At 49.1% G+C, this 15152-nt stretch carries 23 protein-coding genes and 1 pseudogene; 8 read left to right on the top strand and 16 right to left on the bottom strand.

What is annotated here, in order from left to right; all coding sequences use genetic code 11:
* Nucleotides 1–54 precede the first annotated feature (54 nt).
* The 15 genes from HMPREF2572_RS03930 to HMPREF2572_RS13165 form a co-directional block, all read right to left on the bottom strand.
* Nucleotides 55–300 carry a hypothetical protein gene (locus HMPREF2572_RS03930; protein ID WP_070496334.1) on the bottom strand — a complete coding sequence of 82 codons (246 nt, stop codon included), beginning with the start codon at nucleotides 298–300 and terminating at the stop codon, nucleotides 55–57.
* Nucleotides 300–827: a host-nuclease inhibitor Gam family protein gene (locus HMPREF2572_RS03925; protein ID WP_070496333.1), complete on the bottom strand. Its 528-nt coding sequence runs from the start codon at nucleotides 825–827 to the stop codon at nucleotides 300–302. The genes HMPREF2572_RS03930 and HMPREF2572_RS03925 overlap by 1 nt, the downstream gene beginning before the upstream one ends.
* A gap of 14 nt (nucleotides 828–841) precedes the next feature.
* Entirely contained in the window at nucleotides 842–1087 is a 246-nt protein-coding gene (locus tag HMPREF2572_RS03920) for a hypothetical protein (protein ID WP_070496332.1), read from the bottom strand.
* Between the two features lies 1 nt (nucleotide 1088).
* Nucleotides 1089–1916: a hypothetical protein gene (locus HMPREF2572_RS03915; protein ID WP_070496331.1), complete on the bottom strand. Its 828-nt coding sequence runs from the start codon at nucleotides 1914–1916 to the stop codon at nucleotides 1089–1091.
* Nucleotides 1913–2269 (bottom strand): hypothetical protein, encoded by a 357-nt coding sequence (locus HMPREF2572_RS03910; RefSeq protein ID WP_070496330.1) that lies wholly within the window; start codon nucleotides 2267–2269, stop codon nucleotides 1913–1915. The genes HMPREF2572_RS03915 and HMPREF2572_RS03910 overlap by 4 nt, the downstream gene beginning before the upstream one ends.
* Entirely contained in the window at nucleotides 2266–2463 is a 198-nt protein-coding gene (locus HMPREF2572_RS03905; RefSeq protein ID WP_070496329.1) for a pyrophosphate-energized proton pump, read from the bottom strand. Before HMPREF2572_RS03905 ends, HMPREF2572_RS03910 begins: the two co-directional genes overlap by 4 nt.
* Entirely contained in the window at nucleotides 2463–2936 is a 474-nt protein-coding gene (locus HMPREF2572_RS03900) for a hypothetical protein (protein WP_070496328.1), read from the bottom strand. The genes HMPREF2572_RS03905 and HMPREF2572_RS03900 overlap by 1 nt, the downstream gene beginning before the upstream one ends.
* Nucleotides 2933–3103, bottom strand: a complete 171-nt coding sequence (locus tag HMPREF2572_RS14545) for a hypothetical protein (RefSeq protein ID WP_168160664.1) — start codon at nucleotides 3101–3103, stop codon at nucleotides 2933–2935. Before HMPREF2572_RS14545 ends, HMPREF2572_RS03900 begins: the two co-directional genes overlap by 4 nt.
* Nucleotides 3100–3270, bottom strand: a complete 171-nt coding sequence (locus HMPREF2572_RS14540; RefSeq protein WP_168161773.1) for a hypothetical protein — start codon at nucleotides 3268–3270, stop codon at nucleotides 3100–3102. The genes HMPREF2572_RS14545 and HMPREF2572_RS14540 overlap by 4 nt, the downstream gene beginning before the upstream one ends.
* Nucleotides 3267–3452 carry a hypothetical protein gene (locus HMPREF2572_RS15035; protein WP_246827761.1) on the bottom strand — a complete coding sequence of 62 codons (186 nt, stop codon included), beginning with the start codon at nucleotides 3450–3452 and terminating at the stop codon, nucleotides 3267–3269. Before HMPREF2572_RS15035 ends, HMPREF2572_RS14540 begins: the two co-directional genes overlap by 4 nt.
* A gap of 146 nt (nucleotides 3453–3598) precedes the next feature.
* Nucleotides 3599–3799 (bottom strand): hypothetical protein, encoded by a 201-nt coding sequence (locus HMPREF2572_RS03890; protein WP_049227038.1) that lies wholly within the window; start codon nucleotides 3797–3799, stop codon nucleotides 3599–3601.
* Between the two features lie 132 nt (nucleotides 3800–3931).
* A complete protein-coding gene (locus HMPREF2572_RS03885; protein ID WP_070496326.1) occupies nucleotides 3932–4198 on the bottom strand; it encodes a hypothetical protein in 267 nt (88 codons plus the stop codon).
* An 87-nt stretch (nucleotides 4199–4285) separates the two neighbouring features.
* Complete coding sequence (locus tag HMPREF2572_RS03880; RefSeq protein ID WP_070496325.1) at nucleotides 4286–5203, bottom strand: AAA family ATPase; 918 nt, start codon at nucleotides 5201–5203, stop codon at nucleotides 4286–4288.
* 39 nt (nucleotides 5204–5242) lie between these two features.
* The gene (locus tag HMPREF2572_RS03875) at nucleotides 5243–7201 is read right to left on the bottom strand and encodes a transposase family protein (RefSeq protein WP_246827767.1); all 1959 of its coding nucleotides are present in this window, start codon (nucleotides 7199–7201) and stop codon (nucleotides 5243–5245) included.
* A 28-nt stretch (nucleotides 7202–7229) separates the two neighbouring features.
* Nucleotides 7230–7406 (bottom strand): DNA-binding protein, encoded by a 177-nt coding sequence (locus tag HMPREF2572_RS13165; protein ID WP_042508429.1) that lies wholly within the window; start codon nucleotides 7404–7406, stop codon nucleotides 7230–7232.
* Nucleotides 7407–7513: 107 nt separating this feature from the next.
* Here HMPREF2572_RS13165 and HMPREF2572_RS03870 point away from each other — a divergent pair, with 107 nt between their 5' ends.
* From HMPREF2572_RS03870 to rpmG, 4 genes and pseudogenes are all read left to right on the top strand, one after another.
* Nucleotides 7514–7909 (top strand): helix-turn-helix domain-containing protein, encoded by a 396-nt coding sequence (locus HMPREF2572_RS03870; protein ID WP_070496323.1) that lies wholly within the window; start codon nucleotides 7514–7516, stop codon nucleotides 7907–7909.
* A 197-nt stretch (nucleotides 7910–8106) separates the two neighbouring features.
* Nucleotides 8107–8529, top strand: a pseudogene (locus tag HMPREF2572_RS03865) (helix-turn-helix transcriptional regulator); the annotation flags it as partial.
* 502 nt (nucleotides 8530–9031) lie between these two features.
* Nucleotides 9032–9265 (top strand): 50S ribosomal protein L28, encoded by a 234-nt coding sequence (gene rpmB, locus HMPREF2572_RS03860; RefSeq protein ID WP_002216391.1) that lies wholly within the window; start codon nucleotides 9032–9034, stop codon nucleotides 9263–9265.
* A gap of 28 nt (nucleotides 9266–9293) precedes the next feature.
* Entirely contained in the window at nucleotides 9294–9449 is a 156-nt protein-coding gene (gene rpmG, locus HMPREF2572_RS03855; RefSeq protein WP_003684373.1) for a 50S ribosomal protein L33, read from the top strand.
* 150 nt (nucleotides 9450–9599) lie between these two features.
* Here rpmG and HMPREF2572_RS03850 read toward each other — a convergent pair whose 3' ends face one another.
* On the bottom strand, nucleotides 9600–10697 hold the full coding sequence (locus HMPREF2572_RS03850) for a histone deacetylase family protein (protein ID WP_070496321.1): 1098 nt from the start codon (nucleotides 10695–10697) through the stop codon (nucleotides 9600–9602).
* A 231-nt stretch (nucleotides 10698–10928) separates the two neighbouring features.
* Here HMPREF2572_RS03850 and yajC point away from each other — a divergent pair, with 231 nt between their 5' ends.
* The 4 genes from yajC (at nucleotide 10929) to HMPREF2572_RS03830 (ending at nucleotide 15066) form a co-directional block, all read left to right on the top strand.
* Nucleotides 10929–11195: a preprotein translocase subunit YajC gene (gene yajC / locus HMPREF2572_RS03845; RefSeq protein WP_049228571.1), complete on the top strand. Its 267-nt coding sequence runs from the start codon at nucleotides 10929–10931 to the stop codon at nucleotides 11193–11195.
* A gap of 75 nt (nucleotides 11196–11270) precedes the next feature.
* Entirely contained in the window at nucleotides 11271–13124 is a 1854-nt protein-coding gene (gene secD / locus HMPREF2572_RS03840) for a protein translocase subunit SecD (protein ID WP_070496320.1), read from the top strand.
* Nucleotides 13125–13127: 3 nt separating this feature from the next.
* Nucleotides 13128–14063 (top strand): protein translocase subunit SecF, encoded by a 936-nt coding sequence (secF, locus tag HMPREF2572_RS03835; RefSeq protein WP_070492312.1) that lies wholly within the window; start codon nucleotides 13128–13130, stop codon nucleotides 14061–14063.
* A 445-nt stretch (nucleotides 14064–14508) separates the two neighbouring features.
* Nucleotides 14509–15066 (top strand): nitroreductase family protein, encoded by a 558-nt coding sequence (locus HMPREF2572_RS03830; RefSeq protein WP_070496319.1) that lies wholly within the window; start codon nucleotides 14509–14511, stop codon nucleotides 15064–15066.
* Nucleotides 15067–15152 lie beyond the last annotated feature (86 nt).

Here is a 15152-nt window from a genome sequence, read left to right as displayed (position 1 = left end):
AAGGCCGTCTGAAACAGGTTTTAAACCCCATTTCAGACGGCCTTTAATCAAGCTTTAAACAACCAAAAAAGATAAAATCAACGAAAGAGAAAACCAAACTACCCCGACACAGTAATAAATAAAGGCTTTTTTTCGGGCGCGTATAGCCTCTTTTTCTCCTTCTTTTACTTTTTCCCACACTCGAAGAGCAGTTTCCAATTTGCGGTTGGCGTTTTCGACTTGAGCATGGATGTAGAAGGAATCGCGTGCGGCAGTTCTTAAAACTTCCAGCTCATCGGTATTTAAATTTCCGTTTTCCATCACGCCAACTCCTGATTATGCGGCTCAACACTGAAAAACTCCTTACCCTGCACAATCTTAATTCCCGGCACAGGGTTGTCGGCGAAAAACTCAGGTTCGTTTAATACCGCATCTTTATTGACTTCTTTCTTCACGCGGATAAAGCGTTCCAAGTCGGGCTTGGACTCCAATAAAGCCAGCACCGCATCAACACCGCTGACGCTGCATTTTGGCGGGTTGTTCCGCCAACGGATGATGCCGGTGGTCAGGTCGGCAAATTTGACCTTGCCGCCATCGGTCAGCGCATCGCGGTTTGCTTCGCTCCATGCCTGTACGCCTGCATGGATGGCATTGATTTCCGCCATCAGGGGCGCAACACGCTCGTCTGCCTGTTTTTGCAGCTCGGCCACATTATCATTGTGGTCGGCTTGGATACGCTCGATTTCACGCTGCAAATCGCCCATGCGTTTGATTTGCACCGATGCGTCTGCGCGGTCTTGAATGCCCACAGTCAGGGCTTCAGTTTTGGTTTTTTTAGCTTTAGCCATGTTTTTTTCCTTTCTTAATTTACTTTTTCTGCTGCGTCTCTCAAATTTTTGACCGCTTGCAATGCTTTCAAATCGGCAATAGCATCAGCCATAAAACTATCGCCATCTAGGACGGCATCTCTGCTCATACTATCTAAAAACTCCCTTGTTAATGCCGCCATAACATCCGGCACCTCATATTCGTTGTTCAACGTGATTTCGGGCAACTCAACGCGGCAAATACCATTTTCCGCAACAATTTTAAAAACATACTCTTTCATTTCACTTACCTTTCTTGCTTAAAACATCTTTCACTTCCGCCATTTTCTGACGGCCTTTTACTTTATCCGGCGCAGGCTTTGCCAACATCGCTCTGGGTATCAACCGTGGCGGCAGGTTGCGGAGCAGTTCGGCGGGTTGCGGCCATGTTTCCGACTGCTGCAACACCTTAAATCCTGTCTGAATCCGTATCGGGTCATACTCCGGAGAGACGATTTCCTTGGTTTCCATCAGTTTCCGATACCAAATTTCCGCGACTACCGGCAGGTCTTGCGCCGCGGGGCGGTTGGGCAGATTGAGTGCGGCGAGCAATGCAAATCCTGCCGCGATTTCCTGTTTTGCCCAATCTTCGCCGGCCCATGCGCCCAGGGCTGCCACACCCTGCCGCAATTTGGACGGCGCGCCGCCTTCGCCCCCTCTCCCCGTGGGAGAGGGCTGGGGAGAGGGCAACCCCGAACCCTGCCACTGGCTCACAATTTCCAGCAAATAACCGTGTGATTTCAGCGGCAGTTTCAGACGACCTTGGTCGCGGGCGTTGACGGTTTCGTTAAAGCCGTGCAGCCAAGCCTCGGCGGGAGCGGGGGAGGACACCCCGTCGCGCTCCGCAGTCTGCGCTTTCATCATCGGCATCAACTCGTTCAACAGCTTCGCGGTACGCGCCCAAGAGAGCTGGGACTTGGCAGGTCGGAACAAGCCGACATACCGTATCGCCGCCTTGCCCATCTCCACGTCCATTTCCAACACAGCCTTTAATACAGCCGATGCGTCGGCATCGTTGATTAAACTGTCCAGGCTATGCACCGCTCCGCAGTTCGGGCATTTGATGTTCATGGTGTCTCCTTATTTACACTTCCACCGGCCTGTACATTTCCATTACCTTTTACAATCTGAACATTGCCTGCCAAGTGATTTTCAAGTTCAGCTTGTTTATCGATCCATGCCTTAAATTCTGACCAAGTTTCAAACTTGATTTGCTTTTCACGCATCAATCTTCCCAACCTAACGCCCAGATAAGACAAAAACATTAAGCCGCTGATAAATGTCCAAAACACTGATGCTGACCAATGGCTGATATACACACAAAAACTCAACATCAACCCAGTAAAAACATCCTTAATGATGCTTTCCAACACACTCTCACTCGCGTTGTACGCGATAAAGTTTTTACTTCTGATTTCAATCATTTAACCACCCCAAGAATCGCCAAAAACGCCACAAGGACAACAACCAACTCAAAAAACACACCGCAGGCATCCAAAACAACAGCTTTAGTCCGCTGCTTAAACCAGTTTTCAATCAAGCTCATCAGTGCCAAAACCACCAGCGCCAAACCAATCAGCCCACAGCTCAAGAGATAAATCATCATTCCGATAGTCATCACATCTCCTTCCACTCTTTCATCACATCATCCAAGGCTTCGCGGTAATTGCTTCCATAGCCTCCAATGCCGTATTCGGTTAACCTGCAACAGGCCTTCTCACCATTTTCTTTTAAAAATTCGGCTGACCCGACTTCGATTAAGAAATCCAATCTTTCCGTATCCTTTACAGCCTGTTTAAATTTCGGGGAAAAATCCAAAACACTAGATTCTTGGTCAACAATGTCGTTATTCGAAGACAGCAAGGTATCTAATACGGTCATAATCCAAGGCAAATTGGCGTTGGCAGACTTAGATTCCAAAGCTTCAAACACTTCATCCGCAGGCGCATCACTCAGATATTCGAAATCGTCTTCATCCTCTGGGTCGGCAGGTTGGTAAATCGGATTCAAACCCTGCTCAATTTTGTTTAAAAACGCGACCAGCTCCCATACTGCATCAAGGTCTTCTTTATTTGGTTTAGCAATATTCATCTCATCTCCTCCCATACTGTTATCGCCAGAGCCAGCGATTGCGCCTCGGCAGTCTTCCAAATCCCGTCCGGCGCGCGGGCGGCGATCACAAAACCCTCACCGTCCTTTTTCATGACCATGAGTTCTCCACGGTCTTCCAGCCATTCGATTAAATCTTTTTCGTTCATTTTTCGTTCCCTTCCTTTTTCAGACGACCTTTGCCGTCCTGATCTTCAAACTGCGCCTGATATTCCGCGATTGCCTGCTCGCGGTTTCGCTTCACCATAAACTTCGTTGCTCGCCGGCGGTGTTGTCCCCATGCCTGCCAATCGCTGTTCCGTCTTTTAAAGCTCATTTCACACGCTCCCTAAATTTCAAAGCCCATTCGGCATCCGCTTTGCGCGTATCCGTTGCCGTCCAGTGCTTGTTCTCCATAATGGCGGGAGCGGCAGGCCAACTGTCACCCCAAACCGAGCGGGCGACGGCGTGGCGTCCCCATTCCAACTTTGTCCCGCGTTCTTCTCGATGCCGTTCCATATTTGCCCGAGCCTCCTTTTCCATCTGCTCCGCCCAACATTTCGCACATCGATGCGTCCGTTTTCGCCCCCCGTTTTTATCCCAAGTCCAAGCAAATGCCACTTCAGGCTTCATCTGTTTGCAAACTCGGCAGGGTTTCAATTTGGTTAACATTTCCCGCCTCCCTTCCGGCTGCGGTATGCCGCGTCCATCCACGCTTCCAATACCTCCCGTCCTGCAACTTCCACTCTCAAAATCCCGCGCAGGCGCTCGTTTTCGAGCAAAATTCCCTCCGCGTAGATAAACATCCCGATCACCGCGCCCAGCGCAGCCCCTAAAATCATCCAAATCATCCAAATTTCCATCATTTCCGCTCTCCTTCCGGCTCGCGCCAGCCTTTCATAATCGCCCGCTCCCCATACTTGGCGCGGATTTCCTCGACCGCCCGCTTCAGGGCAAGGCGTCGCACTCGGTTCAACCGTTGAGGTCGTCTGAAACGCTTATTCATAAACCACCCCCTTCATACGCTCCGCTTCGTCCATGCGCTCATAGGCACGCTCCAGCTTCACAGCATCCAAATCCGCCTGACGCTCCATCGCTTCCGTCTTGGTCGGCTCTTTAGCCGCAGGCGCGGTTTCCGCCACGCAGGAATGCAAAGCCATACCCGACACAAAAGCCCACACGCCGACGGTCAACCCGACCGGCACCCACCGCCAAAACGCGCGGCTCGCAAACAGCGTCCAATCAAACTTTTTCACGATATTCATTTTATGTTTTCCTTTAAAATCAGTTGGTTATCAAAATCTTAGGGTAAAAATATATAGCCGTATCAATGGCTTACCGTTTCAGACGACCTATCGGATAATCAATGTCGAGTATTTTTTGACGATGCCTGATTGCATTTTGATGCCGTTTTTATTCGCCGTTCGCACCGCGCCGCGCATCAACTTGCTCATCCGTCGCGTATTGCCGTTGCTTTGTTTAACCAGTTCCGCAATCGTCGCATCATCCGCTTCCGGCATAGCCGCTCTGGCAATTTCTTCCAATTCTTCATCCGGCATCGAATCGCCAAGATTCAGCGCAACCGACACTCGGCTATAAAGCTGTACCAGCTCGCCATGCTTACCGCGCAAATTCGCTACCAGTCGGGGCATACCGCTTAAAACCAACCCGCAGCCCGTGTCATCGTGCAATCGGCGGATAATCTCAAGGGCGCGCAAGGGCAGGTTTTCCGCTTCATCGACCACAATCAGACGACCCGAATCGCGCAGGCGGTCAGATACCGATTCAAACAAATCATTCAGGCTGCCGACCGTGGAGACCTTCGCCGCTGCCGCCAATTTCCGCATCAAAACCAAAGCCGTAAAGCTCGGATTAGCCTCAATCAGGATGGCGGCGGGATTCTTCTCGCAGTAGTTTTTGACCGCTTGCGTCTTGCCTAAACCCGCTTGGCCGTAGATCACCACTGTGTCGCCTGCCTCGTGTGCGTCGCGCATCACTTCAGAGATTCGGCGGGTCGTTTTGGTCGATACAAACCCCAACACCAGCTCTTCGCGTTGCGCCTTACTTTCCTGTACCTCTAAAAACGCTTCGATTTTCGGCTCGATGGTTTCATATTTGCCGCCTTTTGCCGCGTAGGTATCATTCAGGTACATACTGATAGATGCCGGAGATACGCCGATACCGCGCGCAAGCATCGTCTGATTCATCCCTGATTTGGCTTTAAATTCAGCCAGTTTTTGTTGCAGTGCTTTGTTGACCGTATTTGTCATGATGTTTTCCTTATTAAAAGTGTTTTAAAACCGTTTTAACTACATATCCGCCTCAAACAAGACAATCTCGTCGTCTGTTCCCGTTTTCGGCAATACCGCATACTCCGCCTCGATAGCTTTTCCGCCCAAATTTCCCAGCTCGTCCCAAACCGCAGCCTGTTCCAAAGCCGGATTGACTTCCGCATTCGCGAGCTTGATTGCGTTTTCCGCCCGCTTGATTTTGCCTTTTCGGCGGTTTTCCGCCAGTTGGTCGAGACGCGCCGTCGGGAAAGCCTCGCGGGTATTGCCGTTGGCCTGCGCCTTAGTGATGAACTTGCCGTCCATATCAAACACATTGACCACCGACGCATCGCTCAAATCGTAGCTGACCCGTACCTCGTCCTTGTGATACTCCGCCAACTCGGTCGAGAAATAAGAGTTGTTGAACAAATCCAGCCAACCGCGCTGAACTTTTCGCACCTCTTGCGGCATAAACATCGTCGCCAGCTCTTCCGCCGACAACATATCCGGCGCGATACCGTCCTGTTCCAGCCTCATTTCCCGATAAGCCTTCGGCGTATAATGCCCGCCGTCAGGGTGTCGGGGCAGCTCGCCATGCGGGCGGTTGTTGTATTCGTCGATACACTTGACCACATCCGCAATAAAACGCGACCAGCTCGGCAGTTTTTTCAAATATTTCTGTTGTTCCTCCGTCAAATCCTTGCCTTTTTCCAAGGCGTTGAACGCACTTTCCATCTTGCGGTAAATCAGGTTCTTCGTGCTGCTGTCCATCCCGCTGCCCGTGAAAGTCTCATACTGCCGCGCCATCTCAATCAGATTGTCTTTCCACCATCGCTCGATGATGCCGCGCCCTTGCGGGTTGCCCGCGATACCCGTTTCATGTCGGATACCCAGTCGGGACGTAATACCCGTGATTTCATGGTCTATCGTCTTACCCGTCTGACCGCCGCCGTTATCCGAGTAATAGATAATCGGCAAACCATAGTGCTTGACCCCGATACGCAGAGCGTCCGAAACCGCCACGCAACTCTCCGCCAGCGACACCGAAAATCCCACCACAAACCGCGTACAACCATCAATAATCACCGTAACTTCAGGCTTAAACGGCCTGCCGTGTACCGGATGCGCCACCTTCGCCTTAAAGCTGTGGCCGTCGCCGATCCAAACATCGTTCGGCTTTAAAGCCCCCCAATCACGTTTCACATAAGGCAGCAGCGATTTATAAGCCGCCCCCGTTTTCCTGCCGCGCTCCTGCATAATCAGCGGGAGCTTTTCCCAAACGCGCCGCACCATACTCAAGTTAGGCACATCGTTAACCGGCATATTTTCCGCCTCGGCCCACTGCACAAATCGGCGGTAGCTGTGTGCCAATTTTGGCGCGGACGGAATATTGTGAAACTGCATAAACATCGGCAACCAACCATAGCTCTCAATCGGTTTGACCGCCTTCGTCGTCTTCGGAGCCAAAGCAACCAGCCGCTCCGTCGCGTTTTCCGCCTTAAGGTAGGCAGAAATCCAGCCGTCTAAAGTACGCTCACCGACCTTTGCCGACCGACTGCGGTCATTGGCCGTTTCCAAGTTGCCGAGCGTAACCTCGTCCAACTTACCCTCCGCCAGCAGCCTCAAAAACTGAGCCACCGCAACCTTGGCAGAGCAACCGTATTGATATTTGATACCCAACACCGCCGCCACCACCGCGCATCGCGCATCCGCCACCGACCGTTGTTTCTCGTTCAGCCGCTTTGCCGCTTCCGCCAAGACTTGAGGTGACATCGCCGTTTTCTCCTGTCTGATTTGGGGCAGGGTTTTCGGCATCTTCTCCGCCAGTTCGTCCGACTGCCGTTTCATGATGGCGGCTCGGATTTCGGCGGGGAGGGAAGCGATTAAGTATTTTTTCAGACGACCTCCACGCGCTTTGCCAACTTCTTCGATGTACGGCCAGTTTTCTTTTAAGGCTCTTTTGTGTATGGCAGGTTGCGAGACTTTTAAAACTACCATCAACCCTTTGGTATCAATAGTTTCCATCTCATTTCAACCCCAGTTTTCGAGCAATTTCAAACCCCTTACCATATTTAGCTTTATTCTGACCGCCGACAACTAAATAAACTTCTCGCGGTTTATAGCCGTTTTCACGCGCCCAAGCTGCCAGCGTCTTACCGTCCTTTTCAAAATTTTCCTTTAATTTTTCAATAGTTATAGCCATAGATAGCCCTTTCTCTTTATGTTAAAATGCTGAACTAATACAGAACCAATCTCGGATTTGTTATATACATAATATGAACTTTAGTTCATATTTGCAAGGATTTATATATGAATAAAAGTTCAGAAGTAGCTAATAGATTGAAAGATTTGAGAATTAAATGGAATAAAACCCAGACTGAAATGGCAAAAGACTGTGGAGTATCCCCTAGAATGTGGATTAAATATGAACAGGGTCTAAGTTTTCCTGGTGGTGAAATATGGTTAGCCTTGGCAATAAATGGAGCAGATGTGAATTACCTGCTTACTGGATGGGAGGTTTCAGACGACCCTCAAGACGTGAGCTTAAAAGAAGATGAACTCAAATTGATTGTTGACTATCGTCAATCAACTAAGAAAAGTAAGGAAATAATTTTGACAATTGCTGAAATGGTAGACAAGAAGCCAAATAAAAAAGAACCGGCATCTGATAATGACATCGCTCTATTTATTGCTGACTTAGAGTAACGAAACCCTCCCTAATCAACAGAAAAAACAGGGGTCTTAATAACTGAACCTTAATTCTCAGTTATTAAGACCTTTTCCTTTTGAATTAATATTATATTTATATATTATTGATTTTTATATTACTTTTATATAATAACTAGATTTTCAGGTTATTTAGATGGTTATTAAGAAGATCTATATGCTCGGCCCCCCCGTTGGTGCGCAAATTCGTCTTTATCCCGCGATACAGCGTGGAAGCAGCAGCAGGGCATGGACAAACTGTAAGCGATGAAAAACCCTTATTCTGTATGGCTTTCCGCCGATACTGGATAGAAAACTACGTTACCCGCCAAACAGACAAACTCTCCGTAATCGCCGTGAAAGGCGATTCTATGGAAGGCATTCTGAACCACGGCGACAACATCCTAATCAACCACGCCGAAACCGAGCCGCGCGACGGCTTGTACGTCCTACGCATAGGAAACGACCTTTTCGTCAAACGCGTGCAACGTATGCCGGGCAAGCTATTGGTAACATCAGCCAACCCACATTACGCCCCCTTTGAAATAGACCTAAGCCATACAGACGACGATATCGCCATCGTCGGTCGCGTCGAATGGTTCGGCCGCTCCGTGAACTGATTTTAAAAACCTCTTAAAACCCGTTTAAAAACCTATCAAAACCCGACAGCTTTCAACAAAAAACCGCGCATTCCCGCGCGGTTTTGTGAAAAAGCTGATGCAACTTTTTTCACATCACTTATTATTTGTGCAAAAACTAACAGTCCCCCACAGTACGGCGTCGCCTTTCCGTACTATCTGGATTTTGGGGAATTTTGCAAAGGTCTCTATCTGTACTATCTGCGGCTTCGTCGCCTTGTCCTGATTTAAATTTAATCCACTATACAACTTGCTTTTGCACCATGCTTGATATTGCTGGGGGAGGGTGGATAAATAAATGTATTCGATGGAGAAATCCGCTATAATTTGCCCCCGTTACGTTTTAAGAAACAGCGTTCCCTGAAAACAACATTGAAGGGACTCATTCTCGAAAACAATCGTTTTTTCATCAAACAGCTTGAATGAACGCTGCTTTTTATGGTATAAATCACGTTTTACTATTTTAGAAGTTTGGAGACTAACCATGGCACGAGTTTGCAAAGTGACCGGTAAGCGCCCGATGTCTGGCAACAACGTATCACACGCCAACAACAAAACCAAACGTCGTTTTTTGCCTAACTTGCAATCACGTCGTTTCTGGGTAGAGAGTGAAAACCGCTGGGTCCGCCTGCGCGTTTCTAACGCTGCATTGCGTACCATTGATAAAGTAGGCATTGACGTCGTATTGGCTGATTTGCGTGCTCGCGGCGAAGCTTAATTTAAACTGTTAATTAAGGATTACTGCAATGCGCGATAAAATCAAACTGGAGTCAAGTGCAGGTACTGGTCACTTCTACACCACTACCAAAAACAAACGCACTATGCCTGGCAAATTGGAAATCAAAAAATTTGACCCTGTTGCCCGTAAACACGTTATCTACAAAGAAACCAAATTGAAATAATCCGGTTTCTGAGAAACTAAAAAACCTCTGTCTGACAGAGGTTTTTTTCTTGGTTTCTTATATTTTATTCAAGTAAAAAATCAAAATCGGTGATCCTGCAGATGGTTTAGACTGATTTGTTCATATTTCCAAAGTATGCCTTAAACCAAGTTAGAACCTGACTTCTGTTTTCAGACGACCTTTGGTGCTTACAGCGCCTGTATTTTCTTTCTTTTGCCCACGTTTCAAATGCTTTTGATAGGCAGCAACATAGTCCGCTTTGGGTAATCCTGCCAAGACACCGATATGGGCTGCGGCGGATTTTGCCAAAGGTTCGAGTGTATAGCCGCCTTCCAGTACGGAAACGATTCTGCCTGAGCAGCTTGGAGCGGCTTGGATGATTTTGTGTGTCAACCAAGCGAAATCGGCTTCGTGCAGGTTCAGACGACCTGTTTCGTCTTGTTTGTGCCCATCGAAACCTGCAGACAGTAATATCAGTTCGGGTTTGAATGCGGTCAGTTTGTGCAACCATTGCTCGCGTACGGTGGTACGAAAGACGCGGCTGCCGGTGTTGGATGCGAAAGGCAGGTGCAACATATTGGCGCCGTTTGCAGAATGATTGGTTTCAGGAAATGGGAACAGGTCGGTTTCAAAAAGGTTCATAAACAGGACGCGCGGGTCGTCTTTGAAGATTTCCGCTGTGCCGTCGCCGTAATGGACGTCGAAGTCGATGACGGCGATGCGTTGGAGCCGATATTCGGCAATGGCGTGCATGACACCTGCGGCGACGTTGTTTAATAGGCAGAAACCGCCGGCTTTATCGCTGTGCGCGTGATGTCCGGGTGGGCGGACGGCGCAAAAGGCGTGCCATGCTTTTTTGTTCATGACCATATCCACCGCCTGAACGACAGCACCTGCGGCGTGACGGGCAGCTTTGAGCGAACCATGACTCATGACGGTGTCGCCGTCGAGACGGTAGATTTTGTCCGGTTGGGGCAGGCAGGCTTCGAGAGAGCGCAGGTATTTGCGCGGATGAACCAAGGCGAGGCGGGCATCGCTGATTTCTTCGGCTTCGACAGTTTGCAGATGCCGCCAAATATCCTGACGTTTGAGTTCTGCCTCGATAACGGCAGTGCGTTCGGGCGAGTCGGGGTGTCCCACGCCAGGGTGGTGCTGCGCAAAAACGGGATGAGAAATCCAGACCGTGCGCGCATTTTTACCCAAAAGGCGGCGTAGGCGCGTACGCAGTCGTCGAATGAGTTTTTTCATGAGGAAAAGGGCGCGGGGCCTGTCGTTGGTAGGAAGGAGTCAGGTTTTGAATGTCGTTGAAACTTCATTTTCAGACGACCTGACATGATAAATATGGTTAATAAATAGGGAAAGGCTTGGAAATTTTTCAGACGACCTTTAGAATAGCTTAATTTTGCGGCTGTACCAATGCTTTTTTCTGCCGCAAGCGGTGTTTTACTTAATTTTAATCTCTTAGAAAACGGACAAATTATGAATCAAACTGTGGCCCAATTTGCCCCTTTAGTGCTGATTATGGTGGTGTTCTACTTCCTGATCATGCGTCCCCAACAAAAGAAATTCAAAGCACACCAAGCCATGCTTGCCGATTTGAAAGTCGGTGATAAGGTTGTTTTGGCAGCGGGTTTCAAAGGCCGTGTTACCAAAGTCGGCGAACAGTTTTTCACTGTAGACATCGGTCAAGGTGCAAAAATCGAAGTCGAAGTGGAACGTAACGCGATTGCCGCCAAAGCCGAGTAATCCGTATTTTTGCCAAGAGCCGCCTCGGAAAACTGAGCGCGGCTGTTTGTCTTAATAATAAATCGAAGGTTTACCATGAACCGTTATCCTTTATGGAAATACCTGCTGATTGCGTGCACGATTTTGGTTGCCGTAGTGTATTCGCTGCCCAACCTTTTCGGTGAAACGCCTGCAGTACAGGTATCAACCAACCGACAAGCCATCGTTATCAATGAACAGACCCAGTCCAAAGTGGATGCCGCGCTAAAACAGGCTGGTATTCAGACCGACGGGATGTTTGTTGCGAACAACTCGCTGAAAGTGCGTTTCAAAGATACCGAAACCCAGCTTAAAGCCCGCGATGTCATCGAAAATACTTTGGGCGATGGCTATATCACCGCGCTTAACCTGTTGGCGGACAGCCCCGAGTGGATGGCAAAAATCGGCGCCAACCCGATGTTCTTAGGCTTAGACTTGCGCGGCGGTGTGCATTTCACCATGCAGGTGGACATGAAAGCTGCGATGCAGAAAACGTTTGAACGTTATTCGGGTGACATTCGCCGCGAAATGCGCCGTGAAAAAATCCGTACCGGCACCATCCGTCAGATTGAAAACGGTCTGATTGTTCCGATGCAGGATGCTGCCGACGTACAAAAAGCCATGCCTAAGCTGCGTCAGCTTTTCCCTGAGGCAAATTTAAATGCCGACGGCAATAACATCACGCTGACATTATCCGAAGAAGCGATTAACAAAGTACGCTCTGATGCGGTGAAACAAAACATCACCACTTTGCATAATCGTGTCAACGAGCTGGGCGTGGCTGAACCTGTCATCCAGCAATCCGGTCTCGACCGCATTGTCGTACAGTTGCCGGGTGTACAAGATACTGCCAAAGCAAAAGACATTATCGGCCGTACCGCGACTTTGGAAGTGCGTATGGTAGAAGACGACCCCATCAAAGTGCGCGAGGCTTTGGAAGGCAATGTTCCGAGCGGTTTTGAGTTGCTGACCAGTGGTGGCGATCGTCCGGAAACTTTGTTGGTTAACAAACAGGTTGAACTGACCGGTGACAATATCAACGATGCGCAGCCGGGTTTTGACCAAATGGAAAAAGCAGTTGTCAATCTGAGTTTGGACAGCGCAGGCTCCAATATTTTTGGTGAATTGACTGCTGCTAATATCAGAAAACGTATGGCAATGGTGTTGATCGATCAAGGTAAATCTGAGGTCATTACTGCGCCTGTCATTAACTCAGCCATTACCGGTGGCCGTGTGCAAATTTCCGGCAGCATGTCGACTGCGGAAGCCAATGATATTTCCCTGTTGATGCGTGCCGGTTCTCTCGCCGCACCGATGCAAATCGTGGAAGAGCGCACCATTGGTCCGTCTTTAGGTAAAGAAAACATTGAAAAAGGTTTCAATTCCACCTTGTGGGGCTTTACCGCCGTTGCCTTGTTCATGGTGGTTTACTACCGCCTGATGGGTTTCTTCTCGACCATCGCCCTGAGTACCAACATCTTGTTCTTGGTCGGTATTTTGTCTGCCATGCAGGCAACGCTGACGCTGCCCGGTATTGCTGCATTGGCGTTGACGCTGGGTATGGCGATTGACTCCAACGTATTGATTAACGAACGTATCCGTGAGGAATTGCGCGAAGGCGTGCCGCCGCAACAGGCAATCAACCTCGGTTTCCAACACGCATGGGCAACCATTGTTGACTCCAACCTGACCTCGCTGATTGCCGGTATCGCCCTCTTGGTATTCGGTTCCGGCCCGGTTCGCGGTTTTGCCGTCGTACACTGTCTGGGTATTCTGACTTCGATGTACTCATCCGTCGTCGTCTTCCGCGCCCTAGTGAATCTTTGGTACGGACGCCGCCGCAAATTGCAGAACATTTCCATCGGCGCAGTATGGAAACCTAAAGCCGAAACAGCGGCTGGCAAGGAGTAAGATATGGAACTCTTTAAAATCAAACGCGACATCCCGTTTATGAGCTACGGCAAACTGACGACCTTTATTTCGTTGGTAACCTTTATTGCCGCCGTATTCTTCCTCGTCACCAAAGGTTTGAACTTCTCCGTTGAATTTACCGGCGGTACCGTGATGGAAGTGCAATATCAGCAGGGCGTTGATGTCAATAAAACCCGTGAAAAACTCGATACCCTGAAAATGGGCGATGTTCAAGTTCAGGCGTTGGGTACGAATAAACACATCATGATTCGTCTGCCCAATAAAGAAGGCGTAACTTCAGCGCAGCTTTCCAATCAGGTTATGGACTTGCTGAAAAAAGAGCAGCCCGACGTTACCCTGCGCCAAGTCGAATTTATCGGCCCTCAGGTTGGCGAAGAGTTGGTGACCAACGGTCTGATGGCACTGGGCTTTGTCGTGGCGGGTATCATCGTTTACCTGTCGATGCGCTTTGAATGGCGTTTCGCCGTATCCGCCATCATCGCGAATATGCACGACATCGTGATTATTTTAGGCTGCTTCGCCTTCTTCCAATGGGAATTTTCACTGACCGTGTTGGCGGGCATCCTTGCCGTATTGGGCTATTCCGTAAACGAATCCGTCGTCGTCTTCGACCGTATCCGTGAGAACTTCCGCAAACCGAGCATGCGCGGACACACCGTTCCGCAAGTCATCGACAATGCGATTACCGCCACCATGAGCCGTACCATCATTACCCACGGCTCGACCGAGGCAATGGTCGTTTCCATGCTGGTGTTCGGCGGCGCAGCGTTGCACGGTTTCTCAATGGCATTGACCATTGGCATCGTGTTCGGTATTTACTCTTCGGTATTGGTCGCCAGCCCGCTCTTGCTGATGTTTGGTCTGAGCCGCGACAATATTGCGAAGGAAGTGAAGAAGAAAGAAGAAGTCGTGGTCTGATTTTTTCATGATTGTGATTTGAAGAGGTCGTCTGAAAACTTGGCAACAGGTTTTCAGACGACCTTTTTGTTGCGCCATCAAACATGGCATTCAAACCGGCTTTGTGCTATATATAGTGGATTAACTTTAAACCAGTACGGCGTCGCCTTTCCGTACTATCTGGATTTTGGGGAATTTTGCAAAGGTCTCTATCTGTACTATCTGCGGCTTCGTCGCCTTGTCCTGATTTAAATTTAATCCACTATAGAGGGTTCGTTTTGAACGGATAGACCTTGTTCTTGCCAGCCTGAAGAGAATCGCTTGCTAAGCGTTTAAGCGTTGGTAAATCGGTTTGCACCATCTGTCGCAGTATTTTCCGCATACGGTCAGTATCAATTGGATGGTGTTTGACACAGAATCCTGTTCAAGATGAATCCGATGTTTCAAATGAATTGAAAGATAAAATATGAACGCTTTGCAACTTTTGACCACACGTCGCTCGTCTAAAAAACTTACCGCCCCCGCGCCCAATGCGGAGCAGCTCGAATATATGCTGCAAGCCGCTACGCAGGTTCCCGATCATGGCAATATGCGTCCGTTTCGATTTACCGTCATTCAAAGCGAGGCAGGCTTGCAGCGTTTCCGCGATTTGTTGCGCCAAACAGTGACCGAGTTGAATTTTGGCGATGATGCGCTGAAAAAAGCCGAGAAAGTCGGTAATATGGCGCCTATGGTCATCGGCGTGACTTTTGCGCCCAACCGTGAAGTGGCGAAACCCAAGCCTGAATGGGAGCAAATGTTGAGTGCCGGCTGCGCCGCTTACGGACTGCAACTTGCCGCGTCTGCGCAAGGCTTTGACAATGTGTGGATTACCGGAATGTGGGTTAACAGCCCGCTTTTGCGCGAAGCCTTTGGTTGTGAAGACAAAGATAAAATCATCGGGCTGATGATGGTCGGTTCGCCGACTGAAGAGGGTGGCGGCGCAAAGAATACCGATTTGGACCAGTTTGTGACGGTTTGGTAAACAGCCTGAAGAACAGGCTTAAACGTAAACCTTTATTTTAAAAAGTAAATTGGCAATATATAGTGGATTAAATTTAAACCAGTACG

Source organism: Neisseria sp. HMSC064E01 (assembly GCF_001808875.1).
GTDB lineage: Bacteria > Pseudomonadota > Gammaproteobacteria > Burkholderiales > Neisseriaceae > Neisseria > Neisseria sicca_A.
Note: the sequence above shows the minus strand (reverse complement) of the source record. Positions and strands in the feature narration are given on the sequence as shown.